Here is a 24425-nt window from a genome sequence, read left to right on the forward strand (position 1 = left end):
TAAACTTACGCAGCTTAGTTCCCCAAAGAACACCGGAGCGATCGCATGAATTTTACGTGAATCACGTACCGCGTACTGCGCTTGTATTTTTACATCCTCGGTTGTATACACTGTAGATCTCATTAAATCAAGACTTTTGATCGTGCGCGATCCCCACCAAAAACCTTCAGAGGTACCTCATTTTTATGCACCCCCTTATCGATGCTATGATCACCAAAATGGATACCCTTGTCCCCTCCACACACGAGGAGATTCGCATGTGTGTAGGTGTGTCTGGCGGAGCAGACAGTATTTTTGCTGTTCATATGCTTCATCAATGGGCATGCACACGAAAAAACAAAAAAATTACCATTATTGCGGCTACAGTCAACCATAACCTGCGGCCGGAAGCAGCCGACGAAGCCGCGTTTGTGGCTAATAGAATGCGCAGCCTAGACATCCCCCATTACACCCTTCAATGGCACGCTAAAACCCAGGCACCTTCCCAAGGTACTGCGCGACACGGGCGGTATGAATGTCTTGTGAATCATTGTATCGAACACAAGCTAGGGTATCTGATTACGGGTCATCATGCCCAAGACAATGCCGAAACCATCCTCATGCGCCTTGCCCGTCAAAGCCATATTCGGGGATTGCGTGGACTCGACGAAAGACGGGCAATCAAGGGAGTAATACTTCTGCGGCCATTGCTTAGTGTATGGCCAGCACACGTGCAGGACTACCTTAATGACCACAATCATACGTGGATCACGGACCCATCAAATGCCAACAAAAGATACACACGCACGCACGCACGCACAGCCCTCACAACCCCAACATCAGAGATTGCACGCCTTGGTTTCACCCCTCAAGGACTCATTCGTTGGTCGGAAAAAATCACACAAACGCATCGGTTTTTTTCCGATTGTGTTAACCAATTTCTTACCGAGCACAGCCACCAATCCCCCACCCGCACAATCCTTAACCGAGAAGCATTTGACGCCCTACATCCCGAACTCCAGCGTCACGTATTAGAAACGCTTATCTGGCAAATCAGCCTTACCGATCACCCGCCGCGATGGGAGTCCATTATGAACCTCCAAGAGCGCCTGGCAAAACAGGTAACCACAACCCTCGGAGGATGGATTATTCGCCCACGCCCCACCATCATTCAGATAACACCCGAACCCTCTCGCCACAAATCCACCGGTTAAGGCGTTTTTTGTTTTATTTCGCTTGCATTGAGGCGTACTCTTGATAAAAATTAGGGAATGCTCTCCTGTCAGAGCTCTGAGTGCACACCGCAACATAAAGGAATTATTTGTGAATACCTCTGGAAAAAATCTTATTCTTATCTTCTCTGGTCTTCTTGTTCTTGCCTGGTTATTTCAGGCACAGCGCCCCGCACAAAGCTCTTCCCAAATGAAACGCTATGACCAAATGCGTGTAGACCTGGAAAATAAAACGATTCAATCCGTGGAAATTGACAACGAAGCCGGTATAGCCACCATTTTCCCCAGTGCAGCGCCGACATCTCCTTATCAGGTGACGATTTTCCGCAATGATGGGAATCTGTTAAAAATGCTGCAAGAAACAAGCACCCCCTTCAGTATTAAAGCCGATAATCGCTCCCCTAATTATTTACTGGCTCTCCTATCATGGCTGCCCATCATTCTTATGGTTGGCGCGTGGGTTTATTTTATTCGCCAGATGAACGCCGGTGGAAATGGGGCTATGGGATTTGGAAAATCGCGGGCAAAAATGCTGAACCAGCCCTCTGGTCGCGTTCTTTTTGCTGATGTGGCTGGTGCTGACGAAGCAAAAGAAGAAGTCCAGGAAATTGTGGATTTTTTACGGGATCCTCGAAAGTTTCAACGGCTCGGGGGCAGGATCCCCAAGGGTGTTCTCCTGATTGGCCCACCAGGTACAGGCAAAACCCTCTTGGGTAGGGCCATTGCAGGCGAAGCCAATGTGCCATTCTTCTCAATCTCTGGTTCTGATTTCGTTGAAATGTTTGTGGGGGTGGGCGCAAGTCGTGTACGTGATATGTTCGAACAAGCAAAAAAAAATGCTCCTTGTATCGTGTTTGTCGATGAAATTGATGCTGTTGGTCGCCATCGGGGTGCCGGCCATGGCGGCGGCAACGACGAGCGCGAACAAACCCTGAACCAACTTCTTGTGGAGATGGATGGGTTCGAGTCCAATGAAGGGGTTATTTTGCTTGCTGCAACCAACCGTCCGGATGTTCTTGATCCTGCGCTTATACGCCCAGGGCGCTTTGATCGCCAGGTAACGGTTCCTCTCCCTGACGTAACCGGCAGAGCGGCTATCTTGAAGGTTCATCTTGCAAAAATAACAATGACTGAGGGGATTGATCCGCATATCATTGCTCGGGGTACCCCTGGTTTTTCTGGCGCAGACCTCGCCAATCTTGTCAATGAGGCAGCCTTACTCGCGGCACGGCGTAACAAAAGGCTTGTTACGATGGCAGAACTGGAAGAAGCCAAAGATAAGGTTCTCATGGGGCCAGAGAGACGCTCAACTGCTATTGGTGAGGAAGAAAAAAAACTCACCGCGTATCACGAAGCCGGACACGCAATTACAGCCCTGCATGTGGCGGGCTCACACCCTATACACAAAGCAACAATTATTCCGCGGGGTCGTTCGCTCGGGATGGTCATGCGCCTACCTGAAAAAGATCGCTACTCAGAAACCCACGAAGAGCTTATTGCTGATCTTGTGGTTGCTATGGGTGGGCGTGTTGCTGAAGAAATGATTTTTGGCAAAAACAAGGTAACCACAGGAGCATCAAGCGATATTCAAATGGCTACGCGGCTGGCTCAAGCCATGGTTACTGAATGGGGAATGAGCAAAAGTTTAGGCCCTCTTAATTATAGTGACAGAGAAAATGCGCGCTTTTACAGGCCTGTTTCTGATCGCACGAGCCATGAAATTGAAAATGAGGTGCGCGCTCTTGTAGAAGATGGGCATAAGCAAGCAACTGCTATTTTGAAAAAGAACAAGCACCAACTAGAAACGTTGGCGCAGGCTCTAATCGAATTTGAAACACTTTCAGGAAGCGAGATTAACGACCTCCTCACCAACGGTCAGAGGCCTTCTCGTCTTTCTGCATCAACCGCTCCAAAGGAAAGTGAACGTTCTTCGCTTGGTGATATTTTAAAAAACGCTGATAAAAAAACCCGCCCCACAAAAACGGCCGATGCAGAGACAAAAAAGCCTACAGCAAAAAGAAAACCCTCGAAATAGAGCTTGTAAGTTTAATAAACTATGAACATAATCACGGGAGGTGAAATTATTTTAGTGATGGTCAATAAACAAACTTCTTCATCTCAGCCAGCGGATCTCTTGAAGGCACTTCCTGTATACGGATTTGCGCTGTTTGTTTTAACGCTTTTGTGGTTGCTGACAGGCGTTGGTTATTTCTGGCCCATATGGTTCATGATTGGTTGGTTGTCTAGCTCTCATGCAAGTGACTATTTTCAAAAAATGTATGATGCAGGGTGCAGAAATTGGAGCGCCTTGCAAAGGCATATCAGTGCATCAGAGCAAAAAACAAGCAAAAAATCCGAGGGCAGGACAGGAGCCAGAAAGAGTGCATCGGCGCCACCGGATGAAACAGATATTGCCGGCGCATAAAGCGATTTAGTTGTGCCATATTTGCTATTTTTCCTAGACAAGGTTCGTGGGATTGTTTATAGAACCTATGGTAGGATTAGTGATAGCGCATTGATATAAAGCCTGGGTAGCTCAGTTGGTAGAGCAAGGGACTGAAAATCCCTGTGTCGGGGGTTCAATTCCCTCCCCAGGCACCACGCACGCGTGCCCCCTACACGTCGTCATCTCCTCACAGTTAAATTTAAATTCCCATTATTAATCATTTATTAACCTAAATTCTTTTAATCTTAAGAAAATTCTTAAATTTTTACATAATTTATGTATACTAATAGATAGCTACTGGGGAGGCTAATAATATGCGGGTACTCGTTATTGAAGACGACTCATCGACGGCAAAATCCATTCAATTGGCACTAAAGTCAGAGGGATTCGTGGTCGATGCAACAAACATAGGTGAAGATGGTCTGGAGATCGTCCGTCACTATGAATATGATCTTTTGATTCTTGATTTAATGCTTCCTGACATTGACGGGTATGAAATTTTACGCCGGATGCGCTCTGCCCAAGTATCAACTCCTGTACTCATTCTATCGGGTCTTAACGAAATTGATGATAAGACAAAAGGATTAGGCTTTGGCGCCGACGATTATTTGACAAAACCATTCAACGCCCAAGAGCTTATTGCCCGTGTGCGCGCTATTATTCGCCGCTCAAAAGGACATGCCAACTCTCAAATTAAGATTGGACGCTTGACGGTGGATCTCACAACAAAGTTAGCAGAAGTTGATGGAACAACACTGCGTCTCACCGGACGTGAGTATGCTATTCTGGAACTTCTGGCTATTCGGCGAGGCTCAACGCTCTCCAAAGAGGTTTTTCTGAACCATCTTTACGGAGGCATGGAAGAACCTGAGTTCAAAATCATTGATGTTTTCATTTGTAAATTGCGCAAAAAACTCTCTGATGTATTGGGGCGCGATGACTATATTGAGACCGTTTGGGGGCGCGGGTATGTATTGCGCGAACCATCTGATGAAAACCCCGCCAAACCTATCCATACGATTTCCATAAAGGCCGTTGCATCAAACTAATGCTGCACTGAATAAAAAATGCATGACAGTGAAGAACTCTCAGAGGGTCTGCGCCCCTGAGAGTTTTTGTTCTTCGCACCGTGTAACCCTAAACAGATTCAAAAAAACTATTTACCTTCGTTGAAATATTCGTGTATAAGCATGTGGGGATTTGTGCTGAATGGCACAACCCGAATATTATTATGATCTATTAACACAAGAGAGGATACGAACCCGATTCATGTCTACTAAGCCTTCGGATAACACGCCAGAATTTGGCAAACTACGGTCTGTTTTGTGGCCAATTCACGGCCATGAGCTCAAGAAATTTCTTCCCATGGGATTGATTTTGTTTTGCCTTCTCTTCAATTACACGATTCTTCGTGATTTGAAGGACTCCATCATTGTTAATGCCAGTGGCGCGGGAACTATCCCGTTTTTGAAACTATGGGGTGTTACACCAACGGCTATCTTATTTGTTATTTTGTATGCAAAGCTGAGCAATGCAATGACACGTGAGGGTGTTTTTTATACGCTTGTCACAGCATTTCTTGTGTACTTTGGCGCCTATGGCTTTTTCATTCACCCGAACGCTCACGCTCTTCAGGCCTCCGCGGAAACTCTCGAAGGCTGGCATGCTGCCTATCCATTCCTCAGTGGGCTAATCGATGTTGCGGGTAACTGGGGATATTCATCTTTCTATATTATGGCGGAAATTTGGGGAAGCTCAATGGTAGCCTTGCTTTTCTGGCAATTTGCTAACCAAACAACACGGATCCGGGAAGCAAAGCGTTTTTATGGACTATTTGTTGTGTTAGGAAACGTAGCCCTTATGATTTCAGGTGAGCTGCTCGTGCAGTCCAACAATCCGCAGCTTATTGCTAGTCTTTTCCCAGAAATAAACGATCCCTTTGAGGTGATTGTTAAGTTCTTTATGGGTGCTGTCGTATTTTTTGGTCTTGTTTCCATGTATCTTTATCGCTGGATGCACACATCTGTACTAACAGACCCACAGTTCTTCGATGCCACAGAAGTGACGGTTAAGAAGAAGAAAGAAAAGCCGACATTAGCAGAAAGCGCAAAAATTATTTTCAGCTCCCCAGAACTTGGACTAATTGCGCTTCTTATCATGGCCTACGGTATCACGATTAACTTAGCTGAGGTACAATGGAAGGACCAGATTAGGCTTTTCGTCAGTAATGAAGTGGATCCTAAGGCTGCATATGCTGCATTTATGGGACGCTTCTCATTCATCAATGGGCTGATCACAATTTTGTTTGGTTGGTTTATTGGTTCAGCGATTTTGCGCCGTTTTTCATGGCGTACAGCTGCGTCGATCACACCATTGTTTATGCTTTTGGGTGGTGCGCTATTTTTCGCATTTATCCTGTTGAAGTCAGACATGGGTGCGTTCTTGTCGACAATCCTTAATGAAGGGGCTACCCGCAATGCCATCGTTGCTGCGACAGCTCTTGGGTTTGCTGTGATTGTTATGGCTAAATCAATCAAGTATACGCTGTTTGATCCAACCAAGGAAATGGCTTATATTCCTTTAAATGCCGAACTGCAAAGCAAGGGTAAAGCGGCGGTAGACGTTATTGGTGGGCGTGCAGGAAAAAGTGGTGGTGCCTTCGTGCAATCCACACTTTTGATGCTATATGGCACAAAAGAAGCCTTTACCATTGCGCCGATTGCCTGTGGTGTTTTTATTACAATCGCGCTTCTATGGCTTGTTGCCGTTAAAGCATTGAGCAAAAAAGTTGAAGAGGCAGGAGCAAAAACCACAAAGGCTTGATAATTTTCACGTTCTGAAAGGAATGGCTCACTCTTTTAACCAAAAAGCCCGTGTTACAAACACGGGCTTTTTTATGCAACATCATACGGAAATCTGCTTCTCATCAACTATCCAGTATTAACGCAAATTTAATCTAATTTTTATTTATTATTTGTATATTCATGCTAGGGTTTAATAACAAAAGGGGGAAACAGGCAGATGATACGGGTAAAGCCCATTATTCTAAAAACTATTGTGTGTATGTGGGGAATAAGCCTAGCGTGTGCTGCCAAAAACTTTGATACAAAGACCCTACCTCATGGTGCTCACAGTACTTATCTGGCAACAAAAGCCACCACACCTACACTTAGTGCGCAGAATCTTCATCAGCAGACATTCGAAAATGTAAGTTTCACAATACGACCTACATGGAATAGTTCCCCCAACACAGGAAATCAGGGAAGCACATTTATGCTTGGTGTGGGGCGACGGGCCACAGCGGCTTTACCTCGTGCTTCATTGAAGTTTCAAACACCTCTTTATGGTACATCGAGCATTCGTAAACTTTTGCGTATTAATGGCCGTGACTCTACTTCTCTTTTTATGCGCTTTGACTTTGATAAGAGCACAGCAACAAGCAATTCATCCGGGATGTTTCATCAAGCTACCAAAGAAGCTCTTCATTATGGCCCCAGTGTGGGTGTGCAAGTAACCTTGACACCACGCTTTAATGTTGAAGCAGAGTATAACCCTAAGTTTGGCCTGCACCATTCAGAAACAAATAGTGGGAGTGGAAACTCATTGAGAAGCAAAATTAAAAATAAGCTTCATAAGGTCGAACGCGTTGATGAGTTTCGTGTGCGTATTAATATGCATTTTGGCAACACGCATTAGCCAACCGGCTAAAGAAGCTCGCACACATAACGCGTAATACGGTTCGTTACAATACGATACTTTTCAGGGATGCGTAGAAACTGGTTTCTGTGTTCAAGATATCCATCCTCCAGTAACCAATGATTCTTAAGGTGGGCAAAAAGCCTCTCACATAACTGTTGAGATAAGGACGCAAGGTAAGTCACACTAAGGCCTTCTTGTAAGCGAAGCCCCATGAGAATGCACTCGTTAAATGCGGTTTCAGAAGTAATCACAGATTCCGTCTTTACACCAGACCCATGGCCCTCCACGGCGCGTAGCCATACATCTGGGGCCTTACACATGTATACCTCATATTTGTTGCTATCGCGTTGTATGCGTGAGTGTGCTCCTGGTCCAATCCCTAGATAATCCTTATATTTCCAATAGGTCAAATTATGGCGACTTTCATGGCCTGGTTTAGCGTAGTTGGATATTTCGTAAGATTTATACCCATGCGCTGCCATAATACGTCCTGTACATGCATACAGTTTCGCTGCCACATCATCAGAAGGCATGATAAAATCGCCCCTTTGGTGTTTTGTAAAAAAAGCTGTTTTTTCTTCGATTGTTAGTTGATAGAGGGACACATGGCCATTCGCGTGCATCATGGCTTCGGTGAGTTCTTCTTCCCAGTTTTCGATGGATTGATTGGGCTGCGCATAAATCAAATCAAACGAATAGCGATGAAAGTGCCTTCGCGCATAGGATAAGGCCTGCAAAGCCTCCGCTGATGAATGTTCGCGACCCAAAAACTGTAAGCGCTCGGCGCGCAAGGACTGAATTCCGACTGACACCCGATTAACGCCAGACGCAGAAAAAGCCTCAAAAGACTTGTTTTCAGAAGATGTAGGATTGGCTTCCAGTGTTATTTCACACTCTGGTAATACATGCCAGGTCTCCCGAACCATCGCAAGAATTTTACCCACTAAGTCCGGTGGCATTAAGGATGGTGTTCCTCCACCAAAAAAAATAGATGTTATGGTGCGCCGAGGCAGAATAGAACCCCAATAGCCAATACTTTTTCGATAGGCATTTTCCCATCGCAGCACATCAATATGTGCACTCACATGGCTGTTAAAATCGCAATACGGGCATTTCGACTTGCAAAATGGCCAATGGATATAAAGCGCAAGAGGATCTATCACGCCCCAAGTGCCTTCATATAGTCACTAAAAATACTGCATGCCCGCGCACGGTGGCTTATCAGTCGTTTAATAGTGGCACCGAGTTCTGCAAATGTCTCTGCATATCCTAGCGGAATAAAAATAGCATCATAGCCAAACCCATCTTTTCCACGAGCCGGAAATGTAACATGCCCATCTACACGCCCACAAAATGTTCGTGTCACATTGCTAGAAGAGTCATGGTACGCAATGACACACTCAAAAAATGCTGGCACCACATCAGACCCTAATTCTGCATGCATGACAGAAAAAACTTTGGGGAAACCCCCATTGCTAATGGCATAACGTGATGAATGAACCCCTGCAACATGTGGGAAGAGAGGGATAACAAGACCACTATCATCTGCAAAAGTAGGTTTTTTTGAATGTTCTCCAAGGGTTGTGGCCTTAATAATGGCATTCTCGGTGAACGTCTCTCCCGACTCAATGGTTGCTTGGGGTTTAAATCTTTGCGCTGAGTGTACCCTGATACCAGAAGGACTTAAAAGTTCCCTATACTCTCCTAGTTTGTGCTCGTTTGCCGAAGCAAAAAGAAGGTTCATTTAACTGATTCCTAATGATTATTCCATACCCATGCACAATGATACATTATCAAACAAGAATCCATACTATACCACTCTTTGTCCCAAGAAAATTTTCCTCCTGATAGCCTAACTTTCCTATGATTGTGTCTATCGCTTCTGCACACGTGTAATAACCCTTGGCAAGAAGTCCACCTGGGAAACTTGCCTAATGCAGCAAGAGATTGTACAAAGGCTAAGCATGTACAGGAATAATCATGGTGAATGAAACGATACACATCGCAGGAGCTAGGGAGCATAACCTTAAAAATATAACGGTTACCATTCCTCGGAACAAACTCGTTGTTATTACAGGACCGAGTGGTTCGGGGAAATCGTCACTTGCTTTTGATACATTATATGCTGAAGGACAACGGCGCTATGTGGAGAGTCTCTCCGCTTACGCACGACAATTTTTGAACATGATGCAAAAACCAGATGTAGACAGTATTGATGGCTTGTCTCCTGCAATTTCTATTGAACAGAAAACAACGTCTAAAAATCCTCGGTCAACGGTAGGAACAATCACAGAGATTTATGACTACTTACGCGTATTATTTGCGCGCATTGGTGTTCCCTACTCTCCAGCAACGGGTAAGCCAATTTTTAGCCAAACTGTATCGCAAATGGTTGACCGGATCCTTCTCTTAGAAGAGGGGACAAAAATACTTCTGCTCGCTCCCATTGTGCGTGGACGCAAGGGTGAGTATAAGAAAGATATTGATGATCTGCGTAAAAAGGGATTTCAGCGCCTTCATATCAATGGTGTTTTGTATGATATCGATGAAACGCCAGCACTCGACAAAAAGCTTAAGCACACCATTCGCGTGGTAATTGATCGTCTGGTCGTGCGCCCTGATCTTGGGACTCGCTTAGCACAAGGAATTGAAACCGCGCTTCATTTAAGTGACGGACTTGCAGAGATTCTAACAATTGGCGATGATAATATAACGTTGTTTTCGTCACGCTATAGCTGTCCTGAATCTGGGTTTGTTATTGATGAACTTGAACCAAGACTCTTCTCGTTTAACAGCCCATACGGTGCTTGCTCTACATGTGGTGGTCTTGGCATTAAGGTAGACTTTGATCCAGGGCGCATTATCCCTGATCCCCATAGACCCCTTATCGACGGTGCCATCAAACCCTGGAATACGAGCTTTCGTTTTTACTACCATCAGGTATTAGGCGCTGTACTCAATCACTATAAAATCCCTTTTGATACCCCCTATGAAGAGCTTTCCCAAACAATCAAAGACATCGTTTTATATGGATCGAAAGGGGAAAAAATTCCTATGGCGCTCGAGGATAGCAGCAACACATACCGCAGTAATAAAGCCTTTGAGGGCGTGATTCCCAACCTGCAGCGCCGTTACGAAAATGGTGATGACAAAATGAAAGAAGAGCTCTCTGTGTATCAAAGCCAAAAACCCTGCCTTGACTGCCATGGCATGCGTGTCAATGAAATGGCCCGTGCTGTCAAAATTACGAGCAAACACATTGGGGAAATCTGCCAACTTTCTATTTCTGAAGCCTTATCCTGGTTTCAAGAATTACCAGGTCTTCTTACGACACAAGAGCAATCTATTGCTGATCGCCTCATCAAGGAAATACACGAGCGACTATTTTTTCTTTCGCGTGTGGGGTTAAACTATCTCACACTCAATCGTACCTCAGGAACGCTCTCAGGAGGAGAGTCCCAGCGTATCCGTCTGGCATCCCAAATTGGCTCGGGCTTGACAGGTGTTATGTATGTTCTTGATGAGCCATCAATTGGCCTTCATCAGCGTGATAACGATCGTCTCTTAGAAACGCTCAAACACCTGCGTGATCTTGGAAACACTGTCATTGTGGTAGAGCATGATGAGGATGCAATGCGTATGGCAGATTACCTGATTGACATGGGACCTGGCGCAGGAAGTCTTGGGGGGCAAGTTGTTGATGCTGGTCACCCTGATGAGGTTATCAAAAACAACAAAGGCATTACGGCTGCCTATCTTTCCGGAAAAGAAAAGATAGCAGTGCCAACAGAGCGACGCAAGGGAATAGGGAAAAATATCACCATTAGAAACGCGACCACGAATAACTTACGCAATCTCACTGTGGACTTCCCTTTGGGAACTTTTACCTGTGTTACAGGTGTATCGGGAGGTGGAAAATCGAGCCTTGTCATTGAAACCCTGTATAAAGCCCTTGCCCGGAAGATCAATGGAGCAACTGATACCCCTGGGGCACATGAGTCTCTAGAGGGCGTGAGTTTTATTGATAAGATTATCGACATCGATCAGTCACCGATCGGACGCACACCACGATCAAACCCGGCTACCTATACAGGTGTCTTTGGACCTATTCGCGACTGGTTTACAGGGCTTCCTGAAGCAAAAGTTCGTGGCTATAAAGCAGGACGCTTTTCTTTCAATGTGAAAGGGGGGCGCTGCGAAGCTTGTCAAGGCGACGGGGTCATCAAGATAGAAATGCATTTTCTTGCTGATGTATACGTGACATGTGACCAGTGCAAAGGACACCGTTACAATCGAGAAACCTTAGAAGTACGCTATAAAAATAAATCCATTGCCGATGTTCTTGATATGACGGTCGATGAAGGAGCTGACTTTTTTGCGGCTATTCCAACCATTGCAAACCGCCTGGTAACTTTACAAAAAGTAGGTCTGGGCTACATGCACATTGGGCAACGGGCAACAACGCTCTCCGGTGGTGAAGCACAGCGTATCAAACTATCCAAAGAGTTAAGCAAGCGGGCCACAGGCCGCACGTTATATATTCTTGATGAGCCAACAACCGGTTTGCATTTTGATGATATTCGAAAGCTGCTCGAGGTTCTGCATACCCTTGTTGATCAAGGAAACACAGTTGTTGTGATTGAACACAATTTGGATGTCATCAAAACTGCAGATTGGATCATTGATATTGGTCCAGAAGGAGGTGACGGTGGAGGGCAATTGGTCATTGCAGATACCCCCGAGAATGTAGCCATGTGTGACAAAAGCTTCACGGGAAAATATTTGAAAGCCTGTCTAAAACCATAGGTGTACTGACTAATAACAGGGACACATAAGAAAACATTTTCTGCTTATTATGAGAATCTTTATAGAAGTTTTTCGTAAATAAAAGTTCTTCAAAGCCCACATATCGGCACTCGACCTGTGCTCGATTACACTAGGCCATTTTTTTGCGCACACCAGTGGTCTTAACAGAAGCCTGGGACGAGACAGTCGCCTCTTCCGCCAGTTCATGATTGGCAATCGTTGCAAGGGTTCTACTAAGGATGCGAATTTCGCTGCGTATGTCTCTGGTAAGGGCCTCATTGCCTTGAGCTGTTGTCTCGACAAGCTGGCGGGCACTTTGTTCCAAGCTACGAATATGAGCAGCGGTCGCATTATCCACACCAAAATTATGCGTGCGAATGGCTTCTTTGAATTCCGTTGTAGAGTCCTGTAAGGAAAGAATGTTTTCTGCAACCTTTAACAACACATCATGTTCCGCATAACGCTGATCAACCACCCGCGCCAAGCTATCATTCAGACGCTCTACCGCATGTGTCAAGATTTGCTGTTGATTGTGTTGCGTAGTAAATGCTTTTACAATGCTTTCAAAGTTTTCAGATGTAAGGGTGAGGAGCGCGTGTAAAAGCTGCGGTGATTCGGCAGACGTCGTGCGTAACTTTTCATCCGAAGGAATGCAGTTTGTGTTCATCCATGCGCCTATATGTTCGAGAAAACGGGTGCGGGCTTGATGCGTGTGAAGCTCAAGAAAACCAAGAACGAGTGACGAAAAAAGTCCAATCAGAGAGGAACTAAAGGCAATTCCCATGCCGCTCAGAGGACTTTCAAGACCGGCCTTAAGCGTAGCGAGGAAATCCCCACCCAGGTTAGCATCCGTAGGCATAGCAACAACAACGTTTGATACAGACTGTAAGGTGATGGAAAGCCCCCAGAATGTTCCAAGAAGCCCCAGAAAAATGGTGACCCCCATAATATAACGCGCAATCTCACGTTGCTCCACGAGAATCGCTTCCACCGCTTCATGAACGGCCGTCAAAGCTGTGCGTGTTATCGGGCTGTCTTCATCCGCCAGAAGATCTTTAAGCCCAGACAGCAAGCGTGGTTTTTTCCCAAGAAGTTTAAGCGTTGGAGTTTCATCCGTGAGGCTTTTCAGCCACTTCAGCTCCGGGGTGAACTGACGTACGTAGCGAAAGGAAAGAAAAATACCAATGCTTGCAACCAGTGCGATCGTCCCATTGAGAATGGGATTCTGTAGAAAAATCGTCTGAAGAACTTCCCAGTTGTATCCAAGAATGGCACACACAAGAAAAATAAAAGAGATCATCCGCAAGTAAAGAGAATTCAGGAACATTAAATCACGACTCTAATAATAATTACACTCTATAACTAAGAACGCTTTATCGCAACACGTGAATATAGAATTCCCAAAAAAGATCTAACATGGTGGAGCTGATCGGGATCGAACCGACGACCTCTACAATGCCATTGTAGCGCTCTCCCAGCTGAGCTACAACCCCACGATGTGCTCCTTTATGAACCAAAAAATAGGGTGCTGTCAAGCTCCTGCGTATGACTCTTGGGTACAAATTGAAGAAGAAAAACACGATGATAGGTCAAGATTTTTGGGAAAAAGTATATTTTTGTATTAACATATGAGAAATTGTCAGCTATAAAGACCGCAATGATACCTACTTTTAAATTGAAAAAGAGCGCAAACGATGAGAGATAATGTAAAAATTGAAGCCGCGGTACGTGAAAGCGTTGGTACTGGTTCAGCAAGGGAAGCTCGGCGTGCAGGAATGCTCCCTGTGTCGATTTATGGTGGCAAAGAAAAACCCGTAGCGGCTACGATAAGCCCTAAAGCTATCTTTCATGAAATTCAGACTTTGCGATTTTTTACGCATGTGTATGAGCTTAATTTTGGTGGAAAAATACAGCGTGTGATCCCACGTGATGTTCAGCGCCATCCCGTAACAGATGTCCCCCTTCATATTGATTTTATGCGTGTGTCTGGATCTGATTCCATTCATGTGCATATTCCCGTTCACCTTATCAATGAAGATAAGTGTGAGGGCCTAAAACGTGGTGGAGTGCTTAACACAATACTTCATGAGATCGAGGTTGTGTGTCCTGTCGGGTCCATACCTGAATCTCTTGAGGCGGACCTAGCGGGGGTTTCTCTCGGCCACAGCCTGCACACTGATGCGTTAGTGCTCCCTAAGGGTGTGAAAATAGCGCATCCCGAGCGTGACAATACACTCGCGACAATTGTTGTTCCTTCATCTGTAAAGGCAGAAACCGAAGCAGCCGCTGAAGCTGAAGAAGACGCCACAGACGCCTAAGCCTTCCCACCCGTTTCTGCAGTGAAATGATTGCTCATAGATTTTTTGTGGTCCTTTGTTTCATAGAGGACATAATGTTGTTCAACTTCAACGTTCTGAAACTTTGGTAATCCATGCCTGTAACATCTGAACCTTTTTTGATCGTTGGGCTTGGTAATCCCGGATCGACGTATGCTCTTCATCGCCATAACGTTGGCTTTATGGCACTTGATGAGATTGCAGCATGCTTCAATGTCACTGAGTTTAAAGCAAAGAAATCTTCTTTGCTTGCTGAAACACGCATTGATGGAGCTCGTGTTTTCCTTTTAAAACCACTGTTGTACATGAACTGTTCGGGGAAACCTGTGCGACAGTGTATGGATTATTACACTATTGGCTTGGATAATGTTCTGGTGATTCATGATGAGCTTGACCTTCCTTTTGGACAGATGCAACTCAAAAAAGGGGGAGGAAGTGCTGGGCATAACGGCATTAAGGACCTTAAGGCCCATTGTGGTGAGGATTTTTGGCGTATCCGTTTTGGGATCGACCACCCTGGGGACTCTGCACATGTGAGTAGCTACGTTCTCAGCAATTTTTCCAAACCCGAAATCAATCGTGTTGGGAGTGCGCTTGATACCCTTGCTTCTCATCTCACTGAGTGGATTATCAACGATACACATAGTTTTCAACAGTCGCTCAAAAAATAGGAGGAAAAAATGGCATTAATGTGTGGAATTGTTGGCTTACCCAATGTTGGAAAATCAACACTTTTTAATGCACTGACCCAAACAGCCCAAGCTCAGGCGGCCAATTTTCCCTTCTGTACCATTGAACCAAATGTAGGGCGTGTCGTTGTTCCAGATCCCCGCTTGGAAAAACTCGGTATCATTAATAAATCTCAATCAATTCTACCGACCTCACTAGAGTTCGTTGATATCGCCGGTCTTGTAAAGGGAGCAAGCCAGGGAGAGGGTTTAGGAAATAAGTTTCTTAGCCACATTCGGGAAGTAGATGCGATTATCCATGTTGTGCGATGCTTTGACAATGATGATATCACACATGTTTCTGGAAAAATTGATCCCTGTGACGACATTGCGGTCATTAATACAGAGTTAATGCTTGCCGATCTGGAGAGCGTTGAAAAGCGTATTCCTGCTCTTGAGAAAAAAATAAAAAGTGCCAAAGATCCTCAGATGGTGACGCAACTGGAATTACTCTACGCTGTTAAGGACCTCTTAAGTGCGGGAAACCCTGCCCGTCAATTACAGGTTTCTTCTGATCAACGCAAAGAGTTTTCTATGCTTCAGCTCATAACCGCAAAGCCAATCATGTACGTTTGTAATGTGCAGGAGGACGACGCTTCTACCGGTAATGCTTATGTTCAGCAGGTAGAGAAATTAGCAAAGACAGAAAACGCCCGTGTCGTCACAATTTCAGCAGCAATTGAAGCCGAAGTTTCACAGCTACCCCCCGAAGATCAAGGTGAGTTTTTGGATTCGCTGCATTTAACCGAAACAGGTTTGAGTCGTGTTATTCGGGAAGCATACGTTCTGCTGCGCTTAATTACCTACTTTACCTCTGGGCCCAAAGAAACCCGGGCATGGACAATAGCAGAGGGAACGCAGGCCCCTCAGGCTGCGGGTGTAATTCATAGTGATTTTGAACGGGGATTCATTTGTGCGGAGGTAACGGCTTATGATGACTACGTAGCCTGCGGAAACGAAGCAACAGCAAAAGCACAAGGGAAACTTCGCCAAGAAGGAAAGACCTATAAAGTGTGCGATGGCGATGTTATTCTTTTCCGATTTAACGTATAAACCCTCAGTTATAAAGAGGTGACGTTGGGGTGATTCTTGACTTTGCGAGGATCATGTTTGTGATTCAAAGACAATAAGGTCTTGTTTTTCCAAACAAACACTTTTTTGCTGACACGTATAATAGCTTTTCAGGGTTGTGAATTTTGGTAGATAGGAGTTCCTCGCCGCACGCCAAAACAGTCACGCCGGTCCTTCCACAAATATAAACGCAAGAGTGATTGTTGTTCTTTTGCGGATCCACAGGCAATTCGTCGCAAAATTTGCGTCATCAGACACTAGACACAGCAAGAAATATCCTCTCCAGATCAACCATTACGAAGGATAGCTCTGAGGTGGGGAATTCCCAAATGAGCACTATTGTGTGAAAAATAGTGGCGTTTTTTAGGCAAAACTATTTAATTTATCACTAGATCGATTTTGCGAAAAAACCTAAAAATCAAGTTTCTGAAAATAGAGAGATATGAAAAAGAGAAAGAAAACGCAAACACAAACGAAAGGACAAACTTGCGTTCTTACCCCCTTCTTCTTTCTTACAGCGGAAATACCCCACATCTTGGGAGCAATTTTTCTGTTATCCATGAACTTGATTCTTGCAAAACAAAAGAGCCCGCAAAAGTGATTGGGGCTCTTTTGTTTGAGAAAGCGACAAGAAGAAAATTAGCGTTTACAGAATTGTGTGCTGCGGCGGGCCTTGTGGCGACCATATTTTTTACGCTCAACAACACGTGCATCACGCGTCAGACATCCATTTACCTTTAGGGCAGGTCGAAAGGCCAAATCGAAATCGTTCAGTGCGCGGCTAATGCCGTGACGTATCGCACCGGCTTGACCCGATAAACCACCACCTACGACAGTTGCCATAATATCAAAGCTTCCAACCCGATCGATATGAGAAAAAGGTTGGTTAACAACCATGCGAAGGGTGCTGCGGCCAAAATATGCCTCAAGTGGGCGGCCATTAACGGTTATTGACCCCTTACCGGCCTTTAGCCAGACACGAGCAATAGCATTTTTGCGTTTTCCTGTCGCATACACACGACCTAAAGCATCACGCTTAATTTTACGAGGAGTCTCAGCTGCCGCATCTTTTGCTTTGATAAGTGTTTGTTGGTTTTCTACCATAAGAATCTATCTCTGCTTTTATCGTTTATTTTTGGGGTTCATAGCCGCAAGGTCAATAACCTCAGGGTTTTGTGCTTCATGAGGATGGACATCACCTGCATATATACGCAGATTACGCATTTGCTCACGACCAAGAGGGTTGCGCGTAATCATGCGCTCAACAGCTTTTTGGATAACACGCTCGGGAAAGCGACCATCAAGGCGCTCTGCTACCGTGCGGGTCTTTACACCACCTGGATGTCCAGTATGCCAGTGGAATAACCGATTTTCACGCTTATTCCCTGTAACATGGATTTTTTCTGCATTAATTACAATAATGTTATCACCACAGTCCATATGAGGCGTAAACTCAGGCTTGTGTTTGCCACGCAAACGAAGAGCAACAATACTGGCCAGGCGGCCTAGCACCAAGTCTTTTGCATCGATCAGGAGCCATTTTTTGTTAATTTCAGATGGCTTTAAAGTATACGTTTTCATTCCGGCAATAGGTTTTCAATTCAGTTTGTTTTAACCACTTCCCATTCAATACGCAAGCAAAACCTTTGCGTGAATGTAAAAAAACATGTATCGAATCAATCAAACAGGTTATAATCAGGCCATGAAGACATTTTTTCCCCCTTTGAAAACCCCCATCATCTTTGTTTTGTCTGCATTGATGGCACTTCTGGGGGGATGCTCAGAGCCACATCAGAACACCCTTCACTTATATAACTGGAGCCAGAGTTACCCGCCTGATTTGATCAAAAAATTCGAGCGTGAAACCGGAATCCGCGTTATTTATGACAATTTTGAAAATAATGATACACTGGAAGCTAAGCTCCTTCTTGGAATTGCTGGATACGATATCGTGTTTCCTTCTGCCTGGCCCTATTTCTCTCGACAAGCGAAGGCCGGTATTTACCAGAAGCTTGACACGGCAAAACTACCTTTCTTACAGGATCTGGACTCCCAAATTGTGCACCTCCTTACCGATGGAAAAAAGAATCTGACATATGGTATTCCCTATGTCTGGGGTGTTATCATATTCGCTTTTAACACAGAAAAAATGGCTGCATTCAAAGACCTTCCTTTGGACTCTTATGCAGCTGTCTATGAGCCAAAAAACATTAAGCGGTTGGCGACTTGCGGGGTATCATTTCCTGATGAAGCCCTTGATATTTTTCCACAAATCATGCGGTATCTCAAAACAAAGGACATCGACAAAGCTTTTGAACGTTTTGTACAACTTCGTCCTTATATCCGAAAATTTGAACTCTTGCAAAGCTTACAAGATCTTGCGTCTGGCTCTCTCTGTTTCTCGCAAACAACACTCAGTGGGACGCACAAAATGCGGCGTGACATGATCACGGCTGGATCACCTATAAATATCGACCTGCGGTATCCCAAGGAGGGTATTCCGATATGGATGGATGTGCTGGCCATTCCCAAAAATGCACCGCATGTGGATAATGCCTATCGGTTTATTAACTTTATTTATCGTCCTGAAAATATGGCCCATATTTCCAACTATCTTTACGAGTTTAACGCCCGCAAGGGCTCTGAGAAATACTTCAATGCTGATATGGAAAACCTGCAAAAAGAAATTTCTACCCATAAGAAAAATTTGGTAAAGATTACCATTTCTGATCGTGATCATGTTCGCGCACTCAGCCAAGCGATGGAGCGCATTATCTTCACACCTACCGCCAGCGATTAATAGGAAGGGCAACCACCAACACCTATTTTTGCTAGTCTTTTTTCTCTTCACCATCAACCGTAAGTGTTATGAAAGGCAACTCATTTCCTTGACGGTTAAGAGCGACTAATACTGCCGATTCCTTGCGATCATGAATAGACTTCAATACAGCCGTCAGGCCCTTCAAATCAGTTACACGCTTCATATTCACGCTTTCTAGTACGTCCCCTGCACGAATGCCCTTTTCGTAGGCCTCACTGTCAACGGAGACGCGCACAACCAGAACCCCCTTCATTGTGGGGGCAATACTAAAAATCTTGCGATTTTCTTTTGAAATATCAGAAAATGTAAGACCTAAATCCTCATGTTTCCCCGCAGAATCTTTTGAGGGTTTCTCTGCCTCAGATTCCGTAGCCAGTCGGCCTTCTTTCTCAGCCTTTTCGTACTCCCCTAATTTGAGCTTCATGGCAATTTCCTTACCATCACGCAAAACCTTGAGGGTTACATTTGAACCAATCTTCATATTTCCAATGATACGGGGAACTTCCCGTGAATCACGAACGGGTTTATCATTAACCTGCAAGATAATATCACCGCGCTTAACGCCCGCTTTGTCCGCTGGGCCATCGGTTGTCACATTGCCGACTAGGGCTCCTGAGGCATCCTTTAGCTTCATAGCCTTGACGATGTCATCAGAGACGGCTTGAATCCCAATCCCAATCCATCCACGGCTCGTGCGACCATACTTACGCAACTGCGCGATAGTCTCTTGTGCCACGCGCGCAGGAATAGCAAAACTTACACCATCGCCAACCCCGGGGATAATCCGCCCAACAACAATGCCAAGTACCTTACCCTGTATATCACACAAAGCACCACCCGAATTGCCAACGTTGACAGCCGCATCTGTTTGAATGAATCCATCCACGAAATCAGCATGGGGGATACTGCGTCCCTTGTGAGAGATCACACCAACAGTTACTGTATTACCAAGACCAAAAGGATTCCCAATAGCAATGACCCAATCACCCACACTTGCGGCTTCAGAATCAGCCCATTCCAGGGGTTTCATTGGTTTTTTCGTTTTAATTTTAATCAAGGCAATATCTGTGCGAGGATCACGCCCAACAATCTCAGCTTTTATTTCTGTGGCATTTTCTTGCTCATCTTTCAGCAAGACTTTCACATCCTTCACCGACTCCACCAAGTGGTCGTTGGTCACAATGTAGGCTTCTTGCTTCGTGGCATCATACTCAATCACAAAACCTGAACCGAGTGCGCCCGCTTCACGGGTGCGCCGAGGAACCTGACGTCCTTGACGCCGTAAAATATCTTCTGCAAACCCAGGGGGGAGCTTGCGTGCGAACTCTTCGAGAATTTGCGTAGGAACCCCATCCAAATCTTTATTTGCCTCAGGCTTCATGGTGACAGACAGGCTGACCACAGAGGGCAAAATGGGTGCAATAATTTTTGAGAACCCACGGGATGGAACTTTGGCTATGACCTCAGAGTGCGCCATCAAAAAAGCGACGATAGTCACTCGTACTGTTGTCCTGATTCCACGCAGAATTTTCTTGCTCACACACATTCTTAGTTACCTTTCACTGCCGTTAAACTGTTTAAAAAATGGATGATTCGGAGACATCACCATGGTTGTATTCTCACCAGATAATGCCTTTTCATACGCACTCATTGATCGATAAAAATCAAAAAACTGAGGATCTTCTTTGAAGGCAGTAGCATATATCGCTGACGCTTTAGCAAGACCTTCCCCGTTAAAGATATCCGCTTTTTTACGGGCCTCAGCCAAAATGATCACACGATCACGCTCAGCCTGGGCTTTAATAAACTGGGCCTTTTCACCGCCTTCCGCACGGATACGCTTGGCAATTCGAATGCGGTCACTCTCCATGCGACGATACACAGCATTGCTATTTTCTTTCGGAAGGTCAGCTTTCACGATGCGCACATCATGCACAACAACACCTAACTCCTGAAGGGATTTGCGCACACTATCGTGAATTTGATTCATTACTTGTGTTCGCTGTGTGGACAAAAGTGCGCCCAGTGGGTATTGCCCCAAAACAATGCGCATGCTTGACTCCACAACAGCCGACAGGCGCTGTTCAATTGCTTGGCGATCATCTGAGCCAATTGTTTTATAAAATAAACGGACATTATCGATAAGATAACGTGCATATAAGTCAACAACTATGCGTTTTTGGTCACCGGCTGTTACCTCAAGGGTTGGCATAGCATAATTCTGTAACCGCCGATCATAATAAACAACATCTTGTATAAATGGGAGCTTAAACTTAAGACCAGGTTCATTGTAGATATGCTTGAGTTCACCAAATTGAAAAACGATAGCCTTACGAGTTTCATGCACGGTAAAGACACTCTGCGATACACAGATAATCAGGAGAAATACGGCGATAGCCACGCTAATGAGACGTTGATTCTGCATGCGAAGATTCCTTTTGTGAGTTATGGGGCGCAAGTCCAGGAAGGGGCAAGTACGGCATCACACCTTTTGAGCGGTCATCAATAAGGATTTTATTCATGTGCGCAAAGACGCTCTCCATTTTTTCAAGATACATACGGCGCTTTGTAAGTGCAGGGGCTAACTTGTATTCCTTCACAAGGGAAAGAAACCTCTTTGCCTCACCCTCAGATTGTGCAATCAAACGGTCACGCTCCGCCTGGGCTGTTTGAATGATACGCTCTGCTTCTCCGCGCGCCGTCGGCAAAATAGAGTCACGATAGCCTGTGGCCTCATTAATTACGCGCTCCTGATCGGCACGGGCACTTTGCACATCCCGAAAAGCATCAATAACCGGAGCAGGTGCATCAACTTTTTGCAGATCAACCTTAGAAATTTGAACCCCGATTTGATACTCATCAACAATCGCCTGGAGAAGTTTTTGAACCCGTAGAACAATTTCGCTTTTACCTTTTGTCAGGGCAAGCTCCATAGACGTTTGAGCAATGACCTCGCGCACAGCACTCTCTGCTGCAATACGCACAGTGAGTTCAGGATCAGCGGCACGGAACAAAAATTTCTTCAGATCTGTAATGTACCAAAAAATGGTCATATTCACGTCAAGAATGTTTTCATCGCCCGTCAACATGAAGACCTGCGACTCATTACGCGATCCAAAAATATTAGCAACTCCGATATTAATGCGATTCACTTCTGTGATCTTTTTAATAGCGATCCGTTCAATAGGTGCCGGAAAATGCCACCCCAACCCCGTACGTGAAATTGTTTGAGACCACCGCCCAAACCGCAGAATAACCCCCTGCTCACCCTCTTGGATGCGGTAAATACCGCTAAAAGCCCAGAACCCCAAGAACACAACGATCAAAAGCATGATCGTCTGAGGATTGAGTGAAAAATTGGGCATATTGGACAACGAAGGGAAACCGGATCCACCACCACCAGACTTTTTGCGGCGAGATAGTGGAGTAGGATTCACTTGAGGAGGATTTTTATCTGAACCATCTGAGCCCCCCCATGGGTCATAGGAGAGAATTTGTTTGAATCTCATTCTTGCAATCATGCTAAACTTATTATCTTATAGGATTAATTTAACAAAAAGGCAATCAATCCTGTTATCTATTTATGCACACCCTTGAAAATATCTACGCCCAGCTTGCCACCATTTTGGCCGATATTGTAATTCCACATACATCACTAACCCTTTTGGATGCCCGTGTGGTTGATGCCATTTCGCATCGGAAAAATCGCATTACAATTCTGTGGATTCCCCAAACCAATATGTCCAGGGCTTTTGTTACAGAGGCATCAAACCGCATCCAACAGGAACTACGAAAAGACTTTGCCACCTACTCCATTCGTGTCCATACGCACTATGTTTCTGATGTATCGGGCCTGCAAGAGACCACAAAACATCAGGCACTGGCACGATCCCCGTATGATGAGGCACAGCACCAATCCAAAAGGCCTCCTTCTCTCCTGAAAACCATGGTTATTGCCGTAGGGGCTGGCAAAGGAGGCGTGGGTAAGTCTACGCTTTCTTTTTTTCTTGGAAAAGCCCTCCAACAGGCAGATAAAAATCTGACAATCGGCATCCTCGATGCGGATATTTATGGTCCCTCCCTTCCTACACTCATCCACAAAGACGGCGGGCAGAAACCCCATACCCAAAGATTAGAAACAATGAATCATAAAGGACTCGTGTGTGCTTCTTTCGGCTATGCAATTTCTTCCGATAGCGCGGCTGTCTGGCGAGGGCCCATGGTTCATAAAGCCTTACAACAACTCGTGCATGGCGTTTCCTGGAAACCCCTCGATATTTTGATTGTTGACCTCCCCCCAGGAACCGGCGATGTTCCTATTAGTATGCATAAAATTCTGGGAATTGATGCAGCAATCCTCGTAACGACGCCGCATGTTCTCTCTCAGGCCGATACTTTGCGAGCAACGCACATGTTCTCAAAACTCCACATACCAATAGGGGCCATAGTCTCAAACATGGCAACCATAACATGCCCCACATGCGCTCATACAATGCCACTTTTTCAATCCGAACAGCCACCACCTACTTTCCCAAAAACACAGCGACAAGTGAACATCCCTTTTACGCCTTCTATCAAACCAGCACACCTTCAAACACTTGCTGACATTGCTTATGCTTTGTTTCTGCGCAGGCCGAAGGAACCCTTGTCATAGATCCTGAAAACATTACAGCCTAGGATAACTCTTTTGTTTTGAGGTTTTTGGGATTTTTCTTTTTCTTTTCCTGAAACTTTCTTCGGACTTGGCGCGTACGGATGGCCCTGCATGCGGCTTCATGGTCCTGCGTGCAGGCTTTCTCAAAATACTGTTGAGACAAGGCACGGTCTGCACCAGTGAAGTCTTTTTTATTATAGAGAATTCCTAGCAAATATGCTGCTTCTGCGGATCCGCGCGCAACACCTTGTTTGAGTACTTCTTGTGCTCCAGAATAGTCTTTTTTATACACAACTCCATAGAGTTTCATTCCACCAGAGATCTCAAGAGCCCGTATATCCTCTTGAGTGCTTTGCAAATCAAGATACTGGCGTATGTTTTCCATAATAACACTGCGCCCACTTCGGCGTTTGGATGGATTCGTTTTTTTGCCTTGATGGGTTGCTGCTTCTGGATTTTTGTTTGCGATCTGAGATCCACCCCCATCACACGATGTTGTAAGCATAACCAATAGAATAGTGAAGAAGGTTCTCATATTTTTCTTTCATTAATTTTTTTCTATCATACGACGGCACCTCCTCTGCACAAGAGTTAATCCTTGCTCGATTTGGCAACTATTACGATTGGGTATTGGTTTCGACGCCACTATCGGG

The 24425-nt window shown here is 45.1% G+C and carries 21 protein-coding genes and 2 tRNA genes; 13 read left to right on the forward strand and 10 right to left on the reverse strand.

Annotated elements, in window-relative coordinates:
* Positions 1 to 185: 185 nt before the first annotated feature.
* The 7 genes from tilS to H6849_00670 all read left to right on the forward strand — a co-directional run bounded on the left by tilS (position 186) and on the right by H6849_00670 (position 7353).
* Positions 186 to 1193 carry a tRNA lysidine(34) synthetase TilS gene (gene tilS / locus H6849_00640; GenBank protein USO01549.1) on the forward strand — a complete coding sequence of 336 codons (1008 nt, stop codon included), beginning with the start codon at positions 186 to 188 and terminating at the stop codon, positions 1191 to 1193.
* Between the two features lie 208 nt (positions 1194 to 1401).
* Positions 1402 to 3246: an ATP-dependent zinc metalloprotease FtsH gene (locus tag H6849_00645; protein USO01889.1), complete on the forward strand. Its 1845-nt coding sequence runs from the start codon at positions 1402 to 1404 to the stop codon at positions 3244 to 3246.
* A 21-nt stretch (positions 3247 to 3267) separates the two neighbouring features.
* Positions 3268 to 3636, forward strand: coding sequence for a hypothetical protein (locus tag H6849_00650; protein USO01550.1), 369 nt, complete (start codon positions 3268 to 3270; stop codon positions 3634 to 3636).
* Positions 3637 to 3736: 100 nt separating this feature from the next.
* Positions 3737 to 3812: transfer RNA gene (locus tag H6849_00655), tRNA-Phe, on the forward strand.
* Positions 3813 to 3971: 159 nt separating this feature from the next.
* The gene (locus H6849_00660; protein ID USO01551.1) at positions 3972 to 4706 is read left to right on the forward strand and encodes a response regulator transcription factor; all 735 of its coding nucleotides are present in this window, start codon (positions 3972 to 3974) and stop codon (positions 4704 to 4706) included.
* Positions 4707 to 4926: 220 nt separating this feature from the next.
* Positions 4927 to 6480, forward strand: coding sequence for an NTP/NDP exchange transporter (locus tag H6849_00665; protein ID USO01552.1), 1554 nt, complete (start codon positions 4927 to 4929; stop codon positions 6478 to 6480).
* Between the two features lie 198 nt (positions 6481 to 6678).
* Entirely contained in the window at positions 6679 to 7353 is a 675-nt protein-coding gene (locus H6849_00670; protein USO01553.1) for a hypothetical protein, read from the forward strand.
* An 8-nt stretch (positions 7354 to 7361) separates the two neighbouring features.
* Here H6849_00670 and H6849_00675 read toward each other — a convergent pair whose 3' ends face one another.
* Positions 7362 to 8519, reverse strand: a complete 1158-nt coding sequence (locus H6849_00675; GenBank protein USO01554.1) for a coproporphyrinogen III oxidase — start codon at positions 8517 to 8519, stop codon at positions 7362 to 7364.
* Entirely contained in the window at positions 8516 to 9100 is a 585-nt protein-coding gene (locus H6849_00680) for a non-canonical purine NTP pyrophosphatase, RdgB/HAM1 family (GenBank protein ID USO01555.1), read from the reverse strand. Before H6849_00680 ends, H6849_00675 begins: the two co-directional genes overlap by 4 nt.
* A gap of 236 nt (positions 9101 to 9336) precedes the next feature.
* Here H6849_00680 and uvrA point away from each other — a divergent pair, with 236 nt between their 5' ends.
* On the forward strand, positions 9337 to 12162 hold the full coding sequence (gene uvrA, locus H6849_00685) for an excinuclease ABC subunit UvrA (GenBank protein ID USO01556.1): 2826 nt from the start codon (positions 9337 to 9339) through the stop codon (positions 12160 to 12162).
* Positions 12163 to 12292: 130 nt separating this feature from the next.
* On the opposite strand, the gene H6849_00690 is transcribed toward uvrA, so the two are convergent.
* Both H6849_00690 and H6849_00695 read right to left on the reverse strand, forming a co-directional pair.
* A complete protein-coding gene (locus H6849_00690; GenBank protein ID USO01557.1) occupies positions 12293 to 13489 on the reverse strand; it encodes a MotA/TolQ/ExbB proton channel family protein in 1197 nt (398 codons plus the stop codon).
* Between the two features lie 90 nt (positions 13490 to 13579).
* Positions 13580 to 13655: transfer RNA gene (locus tag H6849_00695), tRNA-Ala, on the reverse strand.
* Between the two features lie 201 nt (positions 13656 to 13856).
* Between H6849_00695 and H6849_00700 the strand changes: the two genes are divergently transcribed.
* From H6849_00700 to ychF, 3 genes are all read left to right on the forward strand, one after another.
* Entirely contained in the window at positions 13857 to 14480 is a 624-nt protein-coding gene (locus H6849_00700) for a 50S ribosomal protein L25/general stress protein Ctc (protein USO01558.1), read from the forward strand.
* A 113-nt stretch (positions 14481 to 14593) separates the two neighbouring features.
* Entirely contained in the window at positions 14594 to 15169 is a 576-nt protein-coding gene (locus H6849_00705) for an aminoacyl-tRNA hydrolase (protein USO01559.1), read from the forward strand.
* Positions 15170 to 15178: 9 nt separating this feature from the next.
* Positions 15179 to 16279 (forward strand): redox-regulated ATPase YchF, encoded by a 1101-nt coding sequence (gene ychF / locus H6849_00710; protein ID USO01560.1) that lies wholly within the window; start codon positions 15179 to 15181, stop codon positions 16277 to 16279.
* A 657-nt stretch (positions 16280 to 16936) separates the two neighbouring features.
* On the opposite strand, the gene rpsI is transcribed toward ychF, so the two are convergent.
* Both rpsI and rplM read right to left on the reverse strand, forming a co-directional pair.
* Entirely contained in the window at positions 16937 to 17401 is a 465-nt protein-coding gene (rpsI, locus tag H6849_00715; protein USO01561.1) for a 30S ribosomal protein S9, read from the reverse strand.
* 18 nt (positions 17402 to 17419) lie between these two features.
* Positions 17420 to 17878: a 50S ribosomal protein L13 gene (gene rplM, locus H6849_00720; protein ID USO01562.1), complete on the reverse strand. Its 459-nt coding sequence runs from the start codon at positions 17876 to 17878 to the stop codon at positions 17420 to 17422.
* Between the two features lie 85 nt (positions 17879 to 17963).
* Between rplM and H6849_00725 the strand changes: the two genes are divergently transcribed.
* Positions 17964 to 19097, forward strand: coding sequence for an extracellular solute-binding protein (locus H6849_00725; GenBank protein ID USO01563.1), 1134 nt, complete (start codon positions 17964 to 17966; stop codon positions 19095 to 19097).
* A gap of 31 nt (positions 19098 to 19128) precedes the next feature.
* Here H6849_00725 and H6849_00730 read toward each other — a convergent pair whose 3' ends face one another.
* Genes H6849_00730 through hflK form a run of 3 tightly spaced genes read right to left on the reverse strand, consistent with a single transcriptional unit; the run spans position 19129 to position 22627 of the window.
* Positions 19129 to 20658, reverse strand: coding sequence for a PDZ domain-containing protein (locus tag H6849_00730; GenBank protein USO01564.1), 1530 nt, complete (start codon positions 20656 to 20658; stop codon positions 19129 to 19131).
* Between the two features lie 12 nt (positions 20659 to 20670).
* Complete coding sequence (locus H6849_00735) at positions 20671 to 21543, reverse strand: protease modulator HflC (GenBank protein USO01565.1); 873 nt, start codon at positions 21541 to 21543, stop codon at positions 20671 to 20673.
* On the reverse strand, positions 21521 to 22627 hold the full coding sequence (gene hflK, locus H6849_00740) for an FtsH protease activity modulator HflK (GenBank protein ID USO01566.1): 1107 nt from the start codon (positions 22625 to 22627) through the stop codon (positions 21521 to 21523). Before hflK ends, H6849_00735 begins: the two co-directional genes overlap by 23 nt.
* Before the next feature lie 74 nt (positions 22628 to 22701).
* Between hflK and H6849_00745 the strand changes: the two genes are divergently transcribed.
* On the forward strand, positions 22702 to 23772 hold the full coding sequence (locus H6849_00745; GenBank protein USO01567.1) for a P-loop NTPase: 1071 nt from the start codon (positions 22702 to 22704) through the stop codon (positions 23770 to 23772).
* A 19-nt stretch (positions 23773 to 23791) separates the two neighbouring features.
* On the opposite strand, the gene H6849_00750 is transcribed toward H6849_00745, so the two are convergent.
* Positions 23792 to 24307: a sel1 repeat family protein gene (locus H6849_00750; protein ID USO01568.1), complete on the reverse strand. Its 516-nt coding sequence runs from the start codon at positions 24305 to 24307 to the stop codon at positions 23792 to 23794.
* Between the last annotated feature and the right edge of the window lie 118 nt (positions 24308 to 24425).

The organism is Alphaproteobacteria bacterium (assembly GCA_023898725.1).
Taxonomy (GTDB): Bacteria; Pseudomonadota; Alphaproteobacteria; order JAUHZC01; family JAUHZC01.

What these genes read in the sequence shown, in the direction of transcription:
- tilS (USO01549.1), top strand. Translation starts at nt 186, where the DNA reads ATGCACCCCCTTATCGATGCTATGATCACCAAAATGGATACCCTTGTC.
- hflK (USO01566.1), bottom strand. Translation starts at nt 22,627, where the DNA reads ATGAGATTCAAACAAATTCTCTCCTATGACCCATGGGGGGGCTCAGAT.
- H6849_00735 (USO01565.1), bottom strand. Translation starts at nt 21,543, where the DNA reads ATGCAGAATCAACGTCTCATTAGCGTGGCTATCGCCGTATTTCTCCTG.
- H6849_00650 (USO01550.1), top strand. Translation starts at nt 3,268, where the DNA reads ATGAACATAATCACGGGAGGTGAAATTATTTTAGTGATGGTCAATAAA.
- H6849_00750 (USO01568.1), bottom strand. Translation starts at nt 24,307, where the DNA reads ATGAGAACCTTCTTCACTATTCTATTGGTTATGCTTACAACATCGTGT.
- H6849_00645 (USO01889.1), top strand. Translation starts at nt 1,402, where the DNA reads ATGAAACGCTATGACCAAATGCGTGTAGACCTGGAAAATAAAACGATT.
- H6849_00680 (USO01555.1), bottom strand. Translation starts at nt 9,100, where the DNA reads ATGAACCTTCTTTTTGCTTCGGCAAACGAGCACAAACTAGGAGAGTAT.
- H6849_00705 (USO01559.1), top strand. Translation starts at nt 14,594, where the DNA reads ATGCCTGTAACATCTGAACCTTTTTTGATCGTTGGGCTTGGTAATCCC.
- ychF (USO01560.1), top strand. Translation starts at nt 15,179, where the DNA reads ATGGCATTAATGTGTGGAATTGTTGGCTTACCCAATGTTGGAAAATCA.
- rplM (USO01562.1), bottom strand. Translation starts at nt 17,878, where the DNA reads ATGAAAACGTATACTTTAAAGCCATCTGAAATTAACAAAAAATGGCTC.
- H6849_00660 (USO01551.1), top strand. Translation starts at nt 3,972, where the DNA reads ATGCGGGTACTCGTTATTGAAGACGACTCATCGACGGCAAAATCCATT.
- H6849_00745 (USO01567.1), top strand. Translation starts at nt 22,702, where the DNA reads ATGCACACCCTTGAAAATATCTACGCCCAGCTTGCCACCATTTTGGCC.
- H6849_00700 (USO01558.1), top strand. Translation starts at nt 13,857, where the DNA reads ATGAGAGATAATGTAAAAATTGAAGCCGCGGTACGTGAAAGCGTTGGT.
- H6849_00665 (USO01552.1), top strand. Translation starts at nt 4,927, where the DNA reads ATGTCTACTAAGCCTTCGGATAACACGCCAGAATTTGGCAAACTACGG.
- H6849_00690 (USO01557.1), bottom strand. Translation starts at nt 13,489, where the DNA reads ATGTTCCTGAATTCTCTTTACTTGCGGATGATCTCTTTTATTTTTCTT.
- rpsI (USO01561.1), bottom strand. Translation starts at nt 17,401, where the DNA reads ATGGTAGAAAACCAACAAACACTTATCAAAGCAAAAGATGCGGCAGCT.
- H6849_00725 (USO01563.1), top strand. Translation starts at nt 17,964, where the DNA reads ATGTATCGAATCAATCAAACAGGTTATAATCAGGCCATGAAGACATTT.
- H6849_00670 (USO01553.1), top strand. Translation starts at nt 6,679, where the DNA reads ATGATACGGGTAAAGCCCATTATTCTAAAAACTATTGTGTGTATGTGG.
- uvrA (USO01556.1), top strand. Translation starts at nt 9,337, where the DNA reads ATGGTGAATGAAACGATACACATCGCAGGAGCTAGGGAGCATAACCTT.